We start from the raw sequence: 17,333 nt of genomic DNA on the forward strand, positions 1-17,333 counted from the left end.
CGGCAGGCAACTGCCGTCCCTACCGCGACCCCTGTAACGAATTGGCGTTGGATTCATCTGACTCCTTGTAAATGACAGAAAAAGCCGTTGCTTTTTCTAGGTTGGCTTACGTCGGGGAGTCACCATGAGCGCGTTTCAGATATCCCAAAAAGCTCTCAACGCAACCATACCGCTGGCTTCAATGGCGTCCGCGGCAGTACTTACTATGGCCCTCGCTGAGCCGATAATGGCGGCCTCGAATGCAGCGAAACCGTCTTCAACCGCACTGTCCACACCATACACAGCGCAGAATGGTTACGCAGCCAACAAATATGCTGTGACACCCCCTTCACAGGGCACAAACCCTTGTGCGGCAACAAATCCATGTATTGCTAAAGCTTATCCTTGTACCGCACAGGAAGTTAAACGGCCTGCTAACTACAAGCCCTATCAAGGCAATGAAAGTGAGCTTGTAACATTGGGGTCAAAATTGTTCAAAGACAAACTTCTTAGTAGCAACGGTCTCTCCTGCGACACCTGTCATCAGGGCCTAAATATGTTCCAGCCTTCCTTCTCCCGACCATATCCCCATGAAGTGATCATGAGTAAAAATCAGTTTGGGATGTCTCACGTGTTTCTAGATGAGATGATACAAGTCTGTATGGTGGCCCCTATGGCAGCTGCTCCACTCGAATGGGAGTCCAAAGAGTTAGCTGCATTGGTGGCATACATAGAAACATTACAGCGGCAATTTAAGCCCAATCCTCCTGCGGCAAAGAGTCCTTAGGCCAAAAAATGGGTCTCTAGCCGAGCAATCACATCGTAGATACCAGATTCAGAGGCGTAACCTTTCGTAACCACTATTTTCAGGATTAAAAGATGAACGACCAGCCCACAGGATTCAGTTCGGCAGTAGCTGAGTTACCTATCCCCATCGTGCAAGTCGGTTCGATTTCACTGGCATCGCGTCATGAGATGCTTTCAGCCTCCAAGGTCATTGTCGATTGTCAGCGAGCACTAAGCAAAGCCGGTTTCAACGTGGTGGGGGAGGTGATTAAGGGGCATGAAGGTTTCTTCGAGATGAACCATTATCCAGACGGTGATGTGTTCGATCAGGAGAGCCACGCTCAATACTACTACCACGCCCATCGAGAGGGTGGCCTTGAGCATGGACATTTCCATACCTTTATGCGCGCACAGGGCATCGCTTCTGACGTGACTCCTATGGACTATCCTCAGGCCAGCGAAGAGTGGCCGCGAGGCGACCAAGCGATTGCTCATCTGATTGCAATCTCGATGGATCCATGGGGGCTACCAATTGGACTTTTTGCCTGCAACCGCTGGGTGACAGGTGAAACTTGGTACTCTTCAACCGACACGATCAATATGCTGAAAGATTTTTCAGTAGATCATGCTTATCCGTCCTGGCCGACCAACCTTTGGCTGACTTCAATGCTGAAACTTTTTCGTCCACAGATTGAGGCGCTATTGACCCATCGCGATATGGTGGTGGGAGCGTGGCAGCACATGCATCCAGAACACGATGCCCTAGAAGATCGAACATTGGAGATTACAGGCTATCTGAGCATCTCCGTCGAGGAGTGGGTCAGCGCACTGCAAGCCTAGCTTGCTGAGTGGTTTGAACTGCAGTTATTTTGGCGATACTCGTGCCAACATATTTCACTATGTATATGAGATTCAACGATGAAAATCTTATTTGTCTGCACCGCCAACAGTTGTCGCAGCATCCTCTCCGAAGCCATCTTTAATAGTGTCGCCCCCGATGGAATGCAAGCGTTCAGCGCGGGCAGCCATCCTTCTGGCTCAATTCATCCGCAGAGTCTAAAAGCGCTTAAACGCGAGGGGATCATCGCCGAAGAGTTGTTCAGTAAATCAATCGAAATTCACCGTTTTCTTGATCCCGATTTCGTCATTACTGTATGCGACAAAGCGGCTGCAGAGGCTTGTCCAATCGTATTTAGTACTGCGATAAAAGCCCATTGGGGGCTGGCAGATCCATCCGACATTAACGGATCACCGGATCAGATCAAAGACGCATTCGATGCAACCTTAGCGCACATAAAAAAACGAGTAAACTTGTTCATGGCGATATCGCACAAACAACTCAACCGAGAGCAACTCATGGCTGAGATCGCGCTGATTGGCTGCCTATGAAGTTTTTGATCGTATAAAAATGCTTTGCCCACGAGACCAATTTTCGATTGTTCTGCTTATCCGGCGCAGCATAACAATTGCTTGACGTCCGTTGTGAAGGTCTGTGCACAGAGCTTGAGTCTCTCAACCATTGTCAAATATGGGAACAATAGCTCAGCTAGGTCGTTCACCGTCATCCGGTTACGAATGGCCAGCACGGCGGTCTTAATCAACTCGCCCGCTTCTGGTGCCACGGATTGAACTCCAATCAGTCGCCGAGAGCTTGCCTCAACCACCAATTTGATGAAGCTGCGGGTGTCAAAGTTAGCGAGCGCACTCGGCACATTGTCCAGGCTCAGGGTACGGCTGTCGGTTTCGATATGTTGTGCATGGGCTTCGGCTTCGGTCAGGCCGGCAGTGGCGACTTGCGGATCGGTAAACACCACCGTCGGCATTGCTGTCAGATTGAGAGCAACATCACCGCCTGCAATATTGATGACGGCATGGGTGCCGGCTGCGGCGGCCACATAAACAAATTGCGGCTGGTCGGTGCAGTCACCCGCTGCATAAATGTGCGGTGTATTGGTGCGTATGCCTCTGGGTCAATGACGATCCCTCTCTGCGCATTGACTGCGACACCCGCCGCTGCCAACGCCAAGTTGCGCGTATTGGGTATGCGTCCGGTCGCAACCAAGAGCTGGTCTGCACGGACCTCGCCTTGCTCGGTAGAAATTAAAAACTCCCCCTTAACATAGGCAACGTTGCTGGCCTCTGCATGCTCAAGCACTCTGATGTCTTCGGTAGGGAAGGCTGCCGTGATGGCTTCACCGATGGCTGGGTCTTCACGGAAAAACAGGGTACTACGAGCTCGGATAGTCACTTGGCTACCCAGTCGGGCAAAAGCCTGAGCGAGTTCCAGCGCCACTACCGACGAGCCGATCACGGCCAAGCGTTTGGGAATGGTGTCGCAGGCCAAGGCTTCAATGGAGGTCCAATAAGGTGTGCCCTTGAGACCAGGAATCGCCGGAATAGCTGGACTGGCAGCGAGGCAGCGAGGCAGCGAGGCAGCAATCGAACGCTAGCACACGCTCGCGACCACCATTCAACGTTACAATGAGATGTTGACTGTCTTTGAAACCGGCCTCACCGCGTAGCATGGTGATCTCAGGGGTGTTCTTCAGAATACCTTCGTATTTGGGGTGGCGCAGTTTGTCCACTCAAGCTTGCTGCTGCGTAAGCAGCTGGTCACGCCGGACGATTGATTTCGTAGCGGGTAATCTCACGTCAAACGGACTCTTGCGGCGCAGATGGGCGATGTGGGCGGCGTGGATCATGATCTTGGACGGTACGCAGCCGATATTGACGCAAGTGCCGCCGATGGTGCCGCGCTCGATCAGCGTGACCTTCGCGCCAAGCTCGACGGCCTTGAGCACCGCCGCTGCCGATCACGGCGATGTGCAACTGGCGCTCGCCGTCGCTGCCCTTGTCAGCGGCCCCCATCTAGCTGCGTACCTTGTTGAGCAGCCCGATATGGTTCTCGGTCGGAGGGGCATCGGCAAGCGTCGCCTTGTAGCCGAGTTCGGCCACTGCAGCAGTCAGCGCATCCGATGCGGTGCCGGGGCAAGGTCGAGCTGGGCTGCGCCCTTGGCGTAGGACACAACGGCAGACTGAACGCCGGGCACTTTCTCCAAGGCTTCCTTGACGTGCGTAGCGCACAAGTGGCAGGTCATTCCGGTGATCTTCAACGTGGTCATACTGCATTCCTTTTTCGTTTTGTAAGCGGCCAATGCCGTCATCCGTGTTTAGCTGGTAGCGCGCAGCAGTCCCGGCCGCAGCGGCGGTTGGCTGGCGCGACGAAATCCCAGATCGACACCCCGACCATCAATGCCAGTCCGACATACATCAGATTCGCCGTCCACCAGTTACCAGAAACCAGACCGTGGCCGCGAACACGATAGCCGGCCCGGTCATGCCGAGCAGGCAGCGGTGCCATTGCCGGTGGCTCAGCCAGCCCAGCGCGTTCGCGATGAACGCGAACACGGCCAACAGCGGTAGCAGCCGGCTTATGAACAGGCCCTCGTACTGGTTCAAAAAGCCTAAGCCGATGGCCGCGTCGAGGCTGGCGAGCGTTGGATAGCAGGCAGCCCATCGCGGAAACGACGCTGCCGAGCGCCCAGGCCTTGTCGGCGGTGCGTGTGATGAGTCCCAAGATGCCGCACCCGAGTCAGTTTCAGTGGATCAGCGTTTGACGCTGGACGGAAAGCCAGCGTCCTCGTTCGCCTTGGTCAACTTCTGGACGCTGGTTTTGGCATCGTCGAAAGTGACGATGGCCTCATGCTTGTCGAAGCTCACGTCGGTCTTGCTTACACCCTCGACTTTCGAGATGGCTTTTTTGACCGTGATTGGACAGGCTGCGCAGGTCATGCCTGGTATGGACAGCGGGACGGTTTGATTGGTGGCCAACACGGGGGCAACGACGGCGACGAGAGCCTGGGAGGCAAACAGTTTTTCCATGGTGAACTCCTGATTAGTAAAAAAATGGCATGACATAGGGAAAACTAAGCGCGACTAAGACCAACACGGCCACGATCCAGAAAATGAGCCGGTAGAGGGTGCACACCTGCGGATTGCGCAGACCTCATCTGGACTACCGGCTGCGGCCGGTCGGAAGATGCGACGCCAGGCAAAGAACAGCGCCACCAACGTCGCGCCGATGAAGATTGGTCGATACGGCTCCAACACCGTCAGGTTGCCGATCCATGCTCCGCTGATTCCCAAAGCGACCAGGACTAGCGGCCCAAGGCAACAGGTAGAGGCGAGGACGGCGGCCAGCCAGCCGGCGAAGAACGCTCCGCGCCCGTTTTGTGGTTCAGACATGCGTTTGTCCTTTTGAATTTGGAATGGATAGCGTAACCTTACTTCCGTAGTTATGTACGGAGTTAGGCGATATGCAAACCATTTTTGAGAATCTGACCATTGGCGTTTTTGCCAAGGCGGGCGGGGTCAACGTGGAGACCATCCGGTTCTATCAGCGTAAGGGCCTGCTACCGGAGCCAGATAAGCCTTACGGCAGCATTCGCCGGTATGGCGAGGCAGATGTGACGCGGGTGCGGTTTGTGAAATCAGCTCAGCGGTTGGGCTTTAGTTTGGACGAGATCGCAGAGCTGCTGCGGCTGGACGATGGCACTCACTGCGAAGAAGCCAGCAACCTGGCTGAACACAAGCTCAAGGACGTTCGCGAGAAGATGGCCGACTTGGCACGCATGGAGTCGGTGCTGTCCGAACTTGTGTGCGCCTGCCATCTACGGCAGGGAAATGTCTCCTGCCCGTTGATCGCGTCGCTACAGGGTGATGCAAGCCCGGCTATGCCTTAACGTACGATTTTCCCGGTATCGGGAGCAAACCCCTTGTTGGAGAAATTCCGCCGGTTTGAGCTTATAACCCCCATTTGGGTTGACGATTTTCTACGCACCAGCAATCGGCGCATTTATGCGGTCGGCGATGTTTGCCTGGAGCACAAGTTTACCCATACTGCCGAGGCATCGGCGCGGATCGCGGTCCGTAATGCGCCGTTTCCCGGCCGCCAACGGCTGAGTGCATTGACCATACCCTGGTGCGCCTACACCGATCGGGCCATTGCCGACAACGAGGAGGCCAGTTTCGTCAAGATCTATGTCCACGAACGTAGCGACCGCATCCTCGGTGCGACGATAGTTGCCCGGCATGCCGGCGACATGATCAACGAGATCACCCTGGCGCTGGTTGCCAGGGTCGGTCTGCGTACGCTGGCCCGCGTCATCCACGACTATCCGACCCAGGCCGATGCGATCAAACAGGCCGCGGACGCCTAAACCGCACGCGTCTGACCCCGCTGCTACGGTCATTGCAGCGGCGCTGGTAGCAGCGCTGACAATTCTGTCGACATGTCGGCGCGCATGGCCAGTTCACCGACGCTCCAACTGCTCATGCGAGCTCCTTGCACCGCGACTTGCCCAAGATCGTGTTGTCGCCGCATCCCGGGTTCGCACTGCCGGCACTCATCGCTCAGGGCCCCGCGATGGTTCCTGAGCTCCGGTCGGTGCATCGGATATGGCATCGACAATCCGACCATCGATGACTTGGACCACACGGTCGACTTCCTTGATCAAGCGGTGATCGTGGGTGACCACTAGCACGGCCGCATGTTGTTCGTTGGTCACTTGCCGCAAAAGACGCATGACATTCAACGCGCGCTCCGTATCCAGGCTGGCCGTGGGCTCATCGGCGAGGATGATTTTAGGGTTGTTGGCCAGCGCGCGGGCGATGGCCACTCGTTGCTGCTCGCCGCCGGACAGCTGGTTGGGATGCAGGTCGGCGCGGTCGGCGATGTCGAGATAGCCCAGCAACTCCCGCACCCGCGCTTCGGCATGCTGGCCGCGAACCCCCGCCAGATGCAGGGGCAGCAGGACGTTTTGACTCACGGTCAGGAACGGGATCAAGTTGGGCGACTGGAAAATGAATCCGATCTTCTCGCGCCGCAGTCGTGCCAGATCCGGCTGCTTGCCGTCATAAATGTTTTCCCCGTCGATCCGCAGGCTTCCGCCGGTCGGCGTGGTAACCAGCCCGAGGATGGTCAGCAGCGTCGTCTTGCCCGAACCGCTGGGACCCATGATCGCCCACAGGTCGCCCGGCCGCACGGCCAATTCGACGCCCTTGAGGGCCTCCACCCGGGTAGGGCCGCGTCCGTAGACCATCGACAGGTTTTCGGCGTGGATGGCGTAGTTGACAGTCATGCTCAGCCTCCCCCCAGCACGCTGCGCGGATCGACATGCATCGCCCGGCGCACGGCAAGCACGCTGGCAAGCACGACGACGATCATCATCGCCACCAGCATTTGGGCAATATCGCCATAGGTGGCGACCACGCGCCGCGGAAAGTACGGCTCGATCAGCAGCTCCAGGGCGCTGCCGACCAGGGTGCCCACGAGGCCCATGAACAAGGCCTCCTGCAGGATCATGCGATACACCACGCCGCTGGGCGCACCGAGCAGCTTGAGCATGGCGATCTCATGTAGTTTGTCCAGCGTGAACGTGTAGGTGATCAGTCCGATGACGATGCCCGCGATCAGCACCAGGATGTCGCGGAACAGCGCCAGCTGAAACAGGATCAGGCGGTTGGAGCCCATCAGCTGCAGGTTCACCGCTTGCGACGCAGTGTAGACCTGCAGGTGCTGCCAGTGGGTGATCCGCTGCGCGACTTTTTGCGCCGATACGCCGGGTACCAGCTTGACCGCGATTGCGTTGATGAAACGTGTGCTTGTGGCCATGGCGGCCGCCGTGGTCGCTAGTGGTGCGGCCAGCCGCGTCTGGTTGGCAGCCAGCTCCGTGAACGGCTGCGCAACCGAGGGACGTTGACTGCGCAACAGGTTGGGGTCCTGCTGGAAAATGATGTTCTGCGCGTCCACCAGCGTGGTGTAGATCACTGGGTCCGCGGTGAAGCCCACCATGTTTTTGGTCAGCCCCACTACCGTGTAGTCAAAGTTGCCCAGGCGCATCCGCTGCCCGAGCTGGAAACCGGTCTTGACGTCAGCCACGATCTCGTAATGACTGGACTCGATGCCGCGGCCGGCTACGATCACCGGCGGCCCGCCTATTTTTCCGCGCTGGTAGCCGATCACGATGAATCGCTGCAGTTTCGGCATGGCCATCCAGTCGGGCTCGACCATGCTGGCGGTGTTGAGCAGTGCGTTGATGTACATGAACTTCATCAGCCGGGTAGGGTGGGGCATCACTTCCACGTGTTCCCACGCCGTCGCCAACGGACTCGCCTGTGCCACGCCGGGGATCGCCTCGATCGCGTGATAGACCTGCTGCGGCAGGCGGGAGGTCTCGACAAACGGCCCGAGCGTCCCTCCTTGCGGGTGGGCACCATAGGCCTGTACCACCCACAGGTCCGCCCCCGTCTCGTTGATGATGGTGGCCGAGTCGAGGATGACGCCGCGGATGATGCCGCCGATTGCCATCACCACCATGATCAGCAGCGACACGCCGAGCGTGGAGCTGAAGAACTTGAAGCGGTGGTAGCTGATGTCGCGAAGTGCAAGATTCACTGTGCCATCCCCATCCCCATCGCGGCCTTGACCGGCTCGGGACGTATCGTTTCACCGAGCCTCAGCCCCATCGGCATCAGCACCACGCGATCGCCGGCATGGAGATCATCACCGACGACCGCCACCATTGACGACCGCGCGCTGCGCGCCAGCACGGTCACACGCACGCGGTGAAGTGTGTGGTCGGCGCCAACCACCCATACGAACAGATCGTTGCCCATCGGCATCAGCGCCATCTGCGACACCACCAGTGCATCTTTCGCTTCGCCGGTGCGGATGTAGACGTTGGCCCACTGGCCGAGCTGGAATTGGTCGGCCGGGATGCTGAAGCTCACTTCCACCACGGTTTCTTCGGTCGCCGCATCTGCGCGGGGGCGGATGCGCAGCACGTGCCCCGGCAACGGCTGGCGCTCGCGGCCGCGCAGGATGACCGTCGCCACCTCACCTTTGCGGATGCGTCCGGCGACATTCTGGTCGACAAAGGTATCCACGTAGATCAGATGGGTGTCGGCGATCGTGAACATCGGTTGGCCAGCGACCACGGAGGCCCCCGGCACCACCCAGCGCTGGGTGACTATGCCGTCCGACAGAGAGGGGATGCCGGCCAGCGACAGTTCGTATGTCGCCTTGCCGAGCTCCGCCGCGGCGACGCGCGCAGCACTTTGCGCCACGGCGTTGCGCTCGCGGTATTGCTGCGCTTCCTCGACACCGACGGAACCGGAGGCCACAAGTTGTTTCTCCCGGGTCCATTCGCGCTGGCGTTGCTCGGCGTTGATGCGGGCAGCGTCCAGCCGCGCCTGGGCGACCTCGACCTGATGGCGCAGACCATCCTGGTCGAGCGTGGCGAGGATCTGGTTCTTGCTGACGCTGTCGCCCTCCGCGACGAAGACTTGCTCCACCCGTCCGGTGATTTTCGAGGCAATATTGGCCAGCGCATCGGCCGTCACCGTTCCGGAGCCTTTCACTTCGTCGACGACATTGCCGCGCTGCACGGTGGCCACCGAAACGCTAGGGGGTTGCATCACAGTCAGTCGCAGCAGCAACCCGAAGGCGACCAGCACCAGCAGCACGATCCCGATTCGCAAGGCACGGCGAGCACCCTGGCGCGGTCTTTTGCCGTGCGCAGTTCGCATCGATCCGAAAACGGTGCGGATTTTTTGGACAAGAGGTTTCATTGGCGTATTCACTGGTTCGGTTCGAGGGTGCGTCGACGATCAGGCACGGCGGATGATGAGGGTTGGCGTGTCGGGTTGGCGCGTTGGTCGGGGGCGCCGGCATCGCGCCACCATCCGCCACCCAGGGCCACGAACAGCTGGGCGCTGTCCAGGTAACGTTGCGCCCTGACCTGGACATACGACACGCGCTGCTGCTGATCACGGCGTTCGGCATCGAGCAGGGGCAGCCGGCCGGTCTTGCCCAGTGCGTAACGGCGTTGCGCCAGATGCAAGGAGTCGTCGGTGGCGTCCAGCGCCTGGCGCTCGGCCTGTACCCGTTCGGCATCGTGGCCGAGCGAACGCAGCAGGTCGGCCACCTGGCCAAGTCCGGTCAGCACGGTCTGCCGGTACAGCGCCAGCTCGGCGTGGAACTGATCGATCGCTGCCCGCTTCTGCGCGGTCAGCGCACCGCCATGAAAAATCGGTGCAGTGATACCGCCGAACAGCGTCCAGACCAGGTTGGAACCGCCGCCCAGCGAGCTGGTGGCAAGCGCCGCCGTGCCGACCGACGCAGATAAGGTGAAGCTCGGATACATCTGCGCGTCGGCAACGCCGACCGCCGCACTGGCGGCGTGCAACCGGGCCTCGGCGGCGAGAATGTCGGGGCGGCGCTCAGCCAGCGCCGAAGGCAGCCCGACCGGCAGCTCGGCCGGCAGCGTGAAATCGGCCAGGTCGAAGTCCGGCGGCGAGAACGAGGCTGGCGCCACACCGACCAAGATGGCGAGCGCGTCCTGCGCCACGGCCACCTCTTGCCGCATCGGCGGCAGAAGGGCACGGTCATTCGCGAGCTGAGCCCGGACGGTCAATACGTCATCCCGGGCCAGCTTGCCATCGGTGTATTTCTGCCGCACCAGCGCGAGGGTTTTTTCGTCGGCGGCGACGGTGGCGTCGAGCGCCGCGATCTGCTGCCGGGCCGCCGCGATGGTGAGCGTCTGATGGACGACATTGCCGGTGACGGCCAGTTGCGCCGCTGCCAGTTGATACGCCTGGTTCTGCGCCAACGCCTGCTGCTGTTCCACCCGCCGACCGGTGAGGCCGAACACGTCGGGGGTGAAACTTGCGGTGGCGCCGGCCGAGTAGAGGCTGTAGGTCGGCAGATCATGGTTGGGCCGAATACCCAGGGCAAACGGCGGCCCCTTTTGCCGCTCGGCCGAAGCGGAAGCATCGATCTGCGGGGCATAGGCCCCGCGTGCTTCGGCCACCACCTGTTGCGACTGCAGCAGTCGGGCCTGGGCCGCCGCGATGGTAGGACTGTTGGCAATCGCCTGGCGCACCAGACGGTCCAGTGGTGGCGAGCGGAACAGTTGCCACCAGGCGGCCGGAATTGCCTGCTCGACGCTGACCCGCTGCGCGGGCTCGCCGGCATCCGGCTGCAGATGCGGCGCGGTCGCTGCCGACGTATAGGCCGCCGCCTGCGGCGGATCGGGGTGCACGAAATTCGGTCCCACCGTGCATCCCCCCAAGGCCGTGGCCAGAACGAAGGCCGTCAGGCGCAAAGGTTTGGCGGGATGTCGCCGGGACAGATTGCTGTACGTGGTCACTGGAAGTGGGGTCTGATGATCGATTGCAAGGCACTTGCTGGTACGTTCCATCACAACGTCACCTTGCGCAGGCGCAACGCATTGCTCACCACCGACACCGAGCTCAGGCTCATGGCCAATGCGGCCACCATGGGTGACAGCGTGATGCCCAGTACCGGATACAGCACACCGGCCGCCAGCGGTACGCCGACCGCGTTGTAGATGAAGGCGAAGAACAGGTTCTGGTGGATGTTGCGCACGGTGGCACGGGACAACGAGCGTGCCCGCGCAATGGCACCCAGATCGCCCTTGATCAGAGTCACCTGCGCGCTTTCCATCGCCACGTCGGTGCCGCTGCCCATTGCGATGCCCACGTCCGCCGCCGCCAACGCGGGCGCGTCGTTGATGCCGTCGCCGGCCATCGCCACGCGGCGGCCCTCGCTCTTCAGCCGGGTCACCACCGATGCCTTGTCGGTGGGTGTCACATCGGCATGCACCTCGTCGATGCCCAGTTGGCGCGCCACCGCACTCGCCGTGGTCGCGTTGTCGCCGGTCAGCATCACCAGGCGCAGGCCGTCGGCATGCAGCGCCGCAATCGCTTTCGCCGTGCCCGGTTTGATCCGGTCGGCGACCGCGATCAAGCCGGCCAGCACCCCGTCGACGGCGAGAAACATCACCGTAACGCCGTCGCCGCGCAGCGCTTCGGCCTGTTGCGTGGCCTTGTCGTCGGCGTTGATCTTGAGTTCGTCGAGCAGTCGCGCATTGCCCAGCGCCACCAGGCGGCCGTCGACACGGCCCTGCACGCCGCGACCGGTCAGGGTGCGGAAATCCTCCACCGTGGGCGGCGTTTCGCCGTCGAGGGCATTGACGATCGCTCGCGCCAGCGGATGCTCGCTGGGTTGCTCCAACGCGCCAGCCAGCAGCAGCAGGCGTTCGCGCGGCAGTTCGCCTAGCGGCAGCAGTTCGGTCAGCGCCGGCTTGCCTTCGGTCAGCGTGCCGGTCTTGTCCAGCACCAGGGTGTCGATGTCGCGCAGCGCCTCGATCGCGCTGGCATCCTTGAACAACACGCCGTTCTGCGCACCGCGGCCGCTGGCCACCATGATCGAGATCGGCGTGGCCAGCCCCAGCGCGCACGGGCAGGCGATGATCAGCACCGACACCGCCGCGATCAACGCATGCGTCAGCTTCGGATCTGGACCGAGCCAGGCCCAGCCCGCGAACGCCAGTATGGAACAGGCGAACACCGCCGGCACGAACCACGCCGCAACGCGATCGGCCACCCGCTGCAGTGGCGCGCGGCTGCGCTGCGCCTTGGCCACCAGCGCCACGATCTGCGCCAGCATCGTCTCGCCGCCGACTTTTTCCGCACGCATGGTCAACGCGCCGTCCTGATTCACGGTGCCGCCGGTCACCGGCTCGCCCTTGGTCTTGCTCACCGGCATCGGCTCGCCGGTGAGCATCGATTCGTGGACATGGCTCTCGCCGTCGAGCACCACGCCATCGACCGGCACCTTTTCGCCGGGGCGAACGCGCAGGGAATCACCCGCATGCACCTCAGCCAGTGGCACGTCGCTCTCGCTGCCGTCGTCGGCCAGCCGATGCGCGGTCTTCGGCGCCAGCCCCAGCAGCGCCTTCAGCGCGGCACCGGTACGGCGGCGCGCGCGCAGCTCCAGAAAGTCGCCCAACGTGACCAGGGTGACGATCACCGCAGCGGTTTCAAAATACACGCCGACCTGGCCGTGCACGTCGCGAAAGCTGGCCGGAAAGATCCCCGGCAGCACAAATGCCACCACGCTGTAGAGCCAAGCCACGCCCGTCCCCACGCCGATCAGCGTGTACATGTTCGGCCGCCAAGGCCTGAGCGAATTCCAGCCGCGCTGGAAAAACGGCGCCCCGCCCCACAGCACCACCGCCGTCCCCAGCACCGCCTCGACCCAGTGGGTTATCCCATCCCATGGTGACGGCAGCTGCCAGCCGAATAGGTGCGGTCCCATCGCCAGCAGGAACACCGGCAGCGTGAGGGCCACCAGCAGCCAAAAGCGGCGGGTCATGGCGCGCACTTCGCCGCCGTCGTTTTCGTCCTCTCTGGGCAGCATCGGCTCCAGCGCCATGCCGCACTTGGGGCACTCGCCGGGTCCGACCTGCTGGATCTCCGGGTGCATCGGGCAGGTGTAGATCGCCCCCGGGGCCGCGTGACCTTCGAGCCAGGCCAGTGGTTCGGCTATGAATTTGTCGCTGCACCGCTGCCCACAGAAGTAGTAAGTGTGACCGGCATGTTCAACATGCTGCTTGGCGGTGTGCGGGTCCACCGTCATCCCGCAGACCGGATCCTTCTCCTCGTGGGTGAGGCCTGCTGCGGCATGATCGGGCGTCGCGACCGTCTCGCCGGCGCAGCAGCTACCCGCCGCAATCTGCTTGCCGGAAGCCCCCAGATACGATGCCGGTGCCGCCTCGAACTTCGTCTTGCAACCGACGGAGCAGAAATGGAACGTCTGCCCGTCGTGCACGCTGACGTGCTTTGCGGTCGCCGGATTCACCTGCATCCCGCACACCGGATCGATCGCCATCGCGTCCGCCGACTGGCTGGCACCCTGGCAACAGGCTATCGGTTCGCTCATGACGACATATCCTCATGGGTTAGCGCCCGCAAGCTAGGGCAATGGTCGGGTGCGCCGTGGCCGGGACAGGACTCCACCCGTTGTGCAAGCCCATCGTACACACGCTGCAACTCGGCAATGCGGGCATTCAGCGCCACCAGCCAAAGCTGTGCGCGCTGCTTCACTGCAGCCACCCCCTTCTGGTGGTTATGCGGGAGCGTGAGCAGATCGAGAATCTCCTTCAGGGTGAGGCTCGGATTTATGGCCCGGCGGTTAAAGCGCAGCTGCGCGATCGCTCCATCCCCACAACTTCGATAGCTCGAGGCACGTCGCGGTGGCTGGGGCAACAGCCCCAAGCGTTCGTAATAACGAATCGTGTTGATCGCCACGCCGACGCGCTTGGCGACGGCACCGATGGTGAGTGGAGCACTTTGTGTGTTCATGCGGCGAGTCTGGGCCTTTGACCAAGGTCAGAGTCAAGGGCCTTGCGGCGCGAAAATTTCATAGCGCTCGCGAAAGCATCACGAAGCGAGTGTCACCCCGCCCGAACGGGCGACCATCCATGACAATCGCCGGGCTTTGAGTCCGGGGTGGCAGCGCACCTCCATGACGCGTCAATGTGCCAGCTTCGCTTTTGCGGTCGTTCACGGGATGTCTGCACCACCCGGGGCCTCGGGCCGCGCATTGATCGGATAGCTGTTCACCGGCCCGCGCGTCGGTTGCCACAGCATGCGGTCAAGGCGCAGCTCACGTGGATCGCGGAACTGGTTGATGCCGATGGTCATGCCGGCATGGCCGTCGCGCGGCTGTGCACGATAAGTGCCGAACAGCCGGTCCCACCACGACAGGTTGAAGCCGAAGTTGGAGTTGGTTTCATCCGGGTGCCACGAATGGTGCACGCGATGCATGTCCGGCGTGACCAGCAGCCAGCGCAGAACCGCGTCCAACCGCCGAGGCAGACGCGCGTTGGCGTGGTTGAACATGGCAGTGGCATTCAACAGCACCTCGAAGAGCAGCACCGCGATCGCCGGCGCACCCAGCGCGACGATAACGCCCAGCTTGAGCATTAGCGACAGCACAATCTCCAACGGGTGGAAGCGCGTCCCGGTGGTCAGGTCAAACTCGAGATCGGTGTGATGCATTCGGTGCAGCCGCCACAGCAGTGGCACCGCATGAAACATCACGTGTTGCAGATAGATGGCCAGGTCTAGCAGCAGAATCGACGCCACCACCGCGAGCCAGCCCGACACGTCCAGCGCATGGAACGCTCCCCAGCCGTGGGCATCGGCATACAGCGCCACGCCGACAGCGGCGGTGGGGAATATCAGTCGCACCAGTACGCTGTCCAGCACGCCAATGCCGAGGTTGGGGGGCCAGCGCTGCCAGCGACCAATGGATTGGCGCCGCTTGGGTGCGAGTACTTCCCACAGCGCCATCACGGCGAAGATGCCGGTAAAGGCACCCAGGCGGATCGCGGACTCGTAGGTGAGCAGGAATGACGTCACGGTCGAATGTTCCGGTTTGGAGAGACCCTGAGGCTACGCTTCGACATCATAGCAACCCCTGCAAACAGCTCAACGGTGTACGACGATACTCATTCCGGTATCGACAGCTTCATTCCATGGTGCCGCTGCCATCTGGCGACGTGCAAAATCGCGCCCCGCGATACCTGTCGGGATGAAGTCCAGATCCTTGAGGTGATCATCATCTTCCCGAGCGGGCGCCTGCAGCGCAATGACGTGCATCAACGTCCCGCGGTTCAGCGACAACAAGTCCCTCACGGCAGGCTTTCCGATCTGGCTCTCCGGCAGCAGGTTACCCTACTGGCGCACAACATGGCGCAGGTGATGGCTCGCCTGGGTTTTTGGCGGACGCGGCAGCGCCGCCTATCACCCTGAGGTGCTGCTCAGTTTGCTGGTCTATGACTATGCCATCGACAACCCAGAGCCAGATGATGGCCACGCCGATGTAGATACCACCGTAAGCCGCATATACCCGACCAGCAGCCGCTGGATGAAGCGAAAGTAGCCATGCAAACAGGGCCAACGATGCCCCTGCTGGGATCAAGAGCCAAATGCTCTTGCCTTGTTTCAGCCAGAGGTAGGGCAGGTAGCACCCCACAATCTCGGCCACTGCGGTGATGGCGAATAATGCAAGCGTCTTGATCACGTTGCCGGGCCTATTAGTCGAACTGGCTGATGTCGTTGATATGCGCCGGGTGCTGAATCGCGCGGGGGCGCAGCAGAGCCTTGCATTGGCTGCACTCGTAGAAGAAATGGCAGGCGTCCGTGGGCATCGTTTCCTGCTGTGTATGGCCACAATGCGGACAGGTCAGCACGGATTCGAGAATGATGGCTCTAATTGCGGCTCACTATAATGCTGGGATCGAGGCAATGGGGCACATGACGACGTTTCATTTTTCCTTTATTTCACCCGGCAGCTCGGGCCTTGCAACACCCGACGAGCATTTTCATGGAGCGCCATCACCATGAGCGCGAGTGCGGCGAGCAGCAAAGCGGTTTCGTGACGCGCGATAAACGCTTGCAGCGCGCCGGCAGCCGCATTCGCCAAGGCAGGGAATGCGATGGCAAGCAATCCCAGCAGCAAGGGCAGAATCGGGCTGCAACACAGCAGTGGCGTCAGGATTCCCAACAAGACGCCGCCACTGGCCAGCCCCTCGCGAGCCCGTTGTCCTTCGCGCAAAAGGAACATCATCAGCGCCAGAATCAACCCCAATAGAATGCCCATGGCCAAAGCAAACAGTTCCATGACGGGCGTCAGGAGTTTGAGATTAGCCAACGCTATCCGGCCGCCCGTTAGGGATGCCAGTAGTGTCACCAGATACAGCGGAATACCTACCAGCATGCCCAATGCTGCCGTCCAGCGCGCGGCCTTGTCTCTGGCGGCGTGACGCAGGGCGGCGAGGATGGAGATCATTGCGACTGGCCTGCGGGCTGATGGGCGAACGCCAGAATCTCGTCGAGGGTCGCCGACGGCGCACTATCAACGGCCTGTACCGTTCCTTGGGCATCGATCAGGTAGTAGATGTCCGGTACATGGCTCGGATTATAGGCCGCTTCAAGTTGGGCGCTGGCATTGCCCAACGTCACGTTTGCCGTGTCGAGGGCGGGTGCCCACTTGGCCGCAAAAGCATCGATCGCAGGTCCATCGCCGCCTTCGTTGCGATAGGTTTTCAGTATTGTCAACTGCAACCCGCTGGCACGTAGCTCATCGGCGTGGGCATTCAGGCTGCGCAGCCCGGCCGCACAACTGCCGCACCAGGTGGACAGCAGGAAACAGCATCGTGGGATGTCCCTTGAAGTCGGCGGTACTGTGCTGGACGCCGTGGACATCGGTGTAGGTGGCGACCGGAGCGGCGTCCGTGCTGGCCGGCATGGCCGATCCCGAGGTTAGGAATATCAGGGCCAGTATTGAGGGTGCAGCGGACAGCCACAGGGCGCGTCGGAGTCGAAACAAGGGCTGCATCAGGATTCTCCTCGGTCGGTTGACAGGCAGGTCGGCCCGCCCATTACAAGCAGGTCTTCGCTTTTTCCGCATTCCTCTACCTGCAGCACCCACAGCGTTCCTTGCGGTTCGCCTGCCGTTTCCGGCGGCACTACGGGCTTACCCTGTTCCGCCTGAATTTCTGAGCGGGGCAGCCCCCCTCCTGTTCGCCGGCGGCCGACTGTCCATGATGACCCAGGAATCAAGGGGTCCATACCTGGCCGCGTACCGTTTGGTTCAAGCCTGTCAGCACATTTGGCTTGTTGAGCATGACGAC

Annotated in this window: 19 protein-coding genes and 2 pseudogenes; 5 read left to right on the plus strand and 16 right to left on the minus strand. The window is 61.1% G+C overall.

Features of this window, described 5'->3' with window-relative positions; translation table 11 throughout:
- Window positions 1-124: 124 nt before the first annotated feature.
- The 3 genes from H7995_RS27190 (at window position 125) to H7995_RS27200 (ending at window position 2,154) form a co-directional block, all read left to right on the plus strand.
- A complete protein-coding gene (locus H7995_RS27190; protein WP_185819229.1) occupies window positions 125-766 on the plus strand; it encodes a cytochrome c peroxidase in 642 nt (213 codons plus the stop codon).
- A 92-nt stretch (window positions 767-858) separates the two neighbouring features.
- Complete coding sequence (locus H7995_RS27195; RefSeq protein ID WP_185819230.1) at window positions 859-1,605, plus strand: DUF6969 family protein; 747 nt, start codon at window positions 859-861, stop codon at window positions 1,603-1,605.
- 78 nt (window positions 1,606-1,683) lie between these two features.
- On the plus strand, window positions 1,684-2,154 hold the full coding sequence (locus tag H7995_RS27200; RefSeq protein ID WP_185819231.1) for an arsenate reductase ArsC: 471 nt from the start codon (window positions 1,684-1,686) through the stop codon (window positions 2,152-2,154).
- 56 nt (window positions 2,155-2,210) lie between these two features.
- On the opposite strand, the pseudogene merA reads toward H7995_RS27200, so the two are convergent.
- The 4 genes and pseudogenes from merA to merT form a co-directional block, all read right to left on the minus strand.
- A pseudogene (gene merA, locus H7995_RS27205) lies at window positions 2,211-3,887 on the minus strand (mercury(II) reductase).
- Between the two features lie 148 nt (window positions 3,888-4,035).
- Window positions 4,036-4,224: a MerC family mercury resistance protein gene (locus tag H7995_RS28945; protein WP_425312259.1), complete on the minus strand. Its 189-nt coding sequence runs from the start codon at window positions 4,222-4,224 to the stop codon at window positions 4,036-4,038.
- A 147-nt stretch (window positions 4,225-4,371) separates the two neighbouring features.
- Window positions 4,372-4,647: a mercury resistance system periplasmic binding protein MerP gene (merP, locus tag H7995_RS27215; protein ID WP_185819232.1), complete on the minus strand. Its 276-nt coding sequence runs from the start codon at window positions 4,645-4,647 to the stop codon at window positions 4,372-4,374.
- Between the two features lie 13 nt (window positions 4,648-4,660).
- Window positions 4,661-5,010: pseudogene (gene merT, locus H7995_RS27220) on the minus strand (mercuric ion transporter MerT).
- A 71-nt stretch (window positions 5,011-5,081) separates the two neighbouring features.
- On the opposite strand from merT, the gene merR reads away from it, so the two are divergent.
- Together merR and H7995_RS27230 are read left to right on the plus strand one after the other, a co-directional pair.
- The gene (gene merR, locus H7995_RS27225; RefSeq protein ID WP_057978532.1) at window positions 5,082-5,507 is read left to right on the plus strand and encodes a mercury resistance transcriptional regulator MerR; all 426 of its coding nucleotides are present in this window, start codon (window positions 5,082-5,084) and stop codon (window positions 5,505-5,507) included.
- Window positions 5,508-5,540: 33 nt separating this feature from the next.
- Window positions 5,541-5,984 (plus strand): hypothetical protein, encoded by a 444-nt coding sequence (locus tag H7995_RS27230; RefSeq protein WP_057978534.1) that lies wholly within the window; start codon window positions 5,541-5,543, stop codon window positions 5,982-5,984.
- A 186-nt stretch (window positions 5,985-6,170) separates the two neighbouring features.
- On the opposite strand, the gene H7995_RS27235 is transcribed toward H7995_RS27230, so the two are convergent.
- The 12 genes from H7995_RS27235 to H7995_RS27290 form a co-directional block, all read right to left on the minus strand.
- Complete coding sequence (locus H7995_RS27235) at window positions 6,171-6,905, minus strand: ABC transporter ATP-binding protein (protein WP_057978535.1); 735 nt, start codon at window positions 6,903-6,905, stop codon at window positions 6,171-6,173.
- 2 nt (window positions 6,906-6,907) lie between these two features.
- Window positions 6,908-8,221: an ABC transporter permease gene (locus H7995_RS27240; protein WP_057978537.1), complete on the minus strand. Its 1,314-nt coding sequence runs from the start codon at window positions 8,219-8,221 to the stop codon at window positions 6,908-6,910.
- A complete protein-coding gene (locus H7995_RS27245; protein ID WP_185819233.1) occupies window positions 8,218-9,396 on the minus strand; it encodes an efflux RND transporter periplasmic adaptor subunit in 1,179 nt (392 codons plus the stop codon). The genes H7995_RS27240 and H7995_RS27245 overlap by 4 nt, the downstream gene beginning before the upstream one ends.
- Before the next feature lie 8 nt (window positions 9,397-9,404).
- Complete coding sequence (locus H7995_RS27250; RefSeq protein ID WP_185819234.1) at window positions 9,405-11,027, minus strand: efflux transporter outer membrane subunit; 1,623 nt, start codon at window positions 11,025-11,027, stop codon at window positions 9,405-9,407.
- Entirely contained in the window at window positions 11,027-13,573 is a 2,547-nt protein-coding gene (locus tag H7995_RS27255; RefSeq protein ID WP_057978542.1) for a heavy metal translocating P-type ATPase, read from the minus strand. The genes H7995_RS27250 and H7995_RS27255 overlap by 1 nt, the downstream gene beginning before the upstream one ends.
- On the minus strand, window positions 13,570-13,995 hold the full coding sequence (locus tag H7995_RS27260) for a MerR family DNA-binding transcriptional regulator (protein ID WP_082631622.1): 426 nt from the start codon (window positions 13,993-13,995) through the stop codon (window positions 13,570-13,572). The genes H7995_RS27255 and H7995_RS27260 overlap by 4 nt, the downstream gene beginning before the upstream one ends.
- A 201-nt stretch (window positions 13,996-14,196) precedes the next feature.
- On the minus strand, window positions 14,197-15,057 hold the full coding sequence (locus tag H7995_RS27265; RefSeq protein ID WP_057978546.1) for a sterol desaturase family protein: 861 nt from the start codon (window positions 15,055-15,057) through the stop codon (window positions 14,197-14,199).
- Between the two features lie 69 nt (window positions 15,058-15,126).
- Window positions 15,127-15,366 carry a DUF3734 domain-containing protein gene (locus H7995_RS27270; protein WP_082631623.1) on the minus strand — a complete coding sequence of 80 codons (240 nt, stop codon included), beginning with the start codon at window positions 15,364-15,366 and terminating at the stop codon, window positions 15,127-15,129.
- A 1-nt stretch (window position 15,367) separates the two neighbouring features.
- On the minus strand, window positions 15,368-15,721 hold the full coding sequence (locus H7995_RS28590) for a YnfA family protein (RefSeq protein ID WP_082631624.1): 354 nt from the start codon (window positions 15,719-15,721) through the stop codon (window positions 15,368-15,370).
- Between the two features lie 13 nt (window positions 15,722-15,734).
- Window positions 15,735-15,890: a GDCCVxC domain-containing (seleno)protein gene (locus tag H7995_RS28690; RefSeq protein ID WP_425312260.1), complete on the minus strand. Its 156-nt coding sequence runs from the start codon at window positions 15,888-15,890 to the stop codon at window positions 15,735-15,737.
- A gap of 86 nt (window positions 15,891-15,976) precedes the next feature.
- A complete protein-coding gene (locus H7995_RS27285; protein ID WP_057978552.1) occupies window positions 15,977-16,489 on the minus strand; it encodes a hypothetical protein in 513 nt (170 codons plus the stop codon).
- A complete protein-coding gene (locus tag H7995_RS27290; RefSeq protein ID WP_125919912.1) occupies window positions 16,486-16,905 on the minus strand; it encodes a hypothetical protein in 420 nt (139 codons plus the stop codon). The genes H7995_RS27285 and H7995_RS27290 overlap by 4 nt, the downstream gene beginning before the upstream one ends.
- Window positions 16,906-17,333: the final 428 nt, after the last annotated feature.

It is taken from the genome of Pseudomonas kielensis (genome assembly GCF_014236655.1).
GTDB lineage: Bacteria > Pseudomonadota > Gammaproteobacteria > Pseudomonadales > Pseudomonadaceae > Aquipseudomonas > Aquipseudomonas kielensis.

Excerpts from the sequence above, each read along its gene's own strand:
- H7995_RS27190 (WP_185819229.1), top strand. The coding sequence starts at position 125 with ATGAGCGCGTTTCAGATATCCCAAAAAGCTCTCAACGCAACCATACCG.
- H7995_RS27195 (WP_185819230.1), top strand. The coding sequence starts at position 859 with ATGAACGACCAGCCCACAGGATTCAGTTCGGCAGTAGCTGAGTTACCT.
- H7995_RS27200 (WP_185819231.1), top strand. The coding sequence starts at position 1,684 with ATGAAAATCTTATTTGTCTGCACCGCCAACAGTTGTCGCAGCATCCTC.
- merP (WP_185819232.1), bottom strand. The coding sequence starts at position 4,647 with ATGGAAAAACTGTTTGCCTCCCAGGCTCTCGTCGCCGTCGTTGCCCCC.
- merR (WP_057978532.1), top strand. The coding sequence starts at position 5,082 with ATGCAAACCATTTTTGAGAATCTGACCATTGGCGTTTTTGCCAAGGCG.
- H7995_RS27235 (WP_057978535.1), bottom strand. The coding sequence starts at position 6,905 with ATGACTGTCAACTACGCCATCCACGCCGAAAACCTGTCGATGGTCTAC.
- H7995_RS27245 (WP_185819233.1), bottom strand. The coding sequence starts at position 9,396 with ATGAAACCTCTTGTCCAAAAAATCCGCACCGTTTTCGGATCGATGCGA.
- H7995_RS27250 (WP_185819234.1), bottom strand. The coding sequence starts at position 11,027 with ATGGAACGTACCAGCAAGTGCCTTGCAATCGATCATCAGACCCCACTT.
- H7995_RS27255 (WP_057978542.1), bottom strand. The coding sequence starts at position 13,573 with ATGAGCGAACCGATAGCCTGTTGCCAGGGTGCCAGCCAGTCGGCGGAC.
- H7995_RS27260 (WP_082631622.1), bottom strand. The coding sequence starts at position 13,995 with ATGAACACACAAAGTGCTCCACTCACCATCGGTGCCGTCGCCAAGCGC.
- H7995_RS27285 (WP_057978552.1), bottom strand. The coding sequence starts at position 16,489 with ATGATCTCCATCCTCGCCGCCCTGCGTCACGCCGCCAGAGACAAGGCC.
- H7995_RS27290 (WP_125919912.1), bottom strand. The coding sequence starts at position 16,905 with ATGTCCACGGCGTCCAGCACAGTACCGCCGACTTCAAGGGACATCCCA.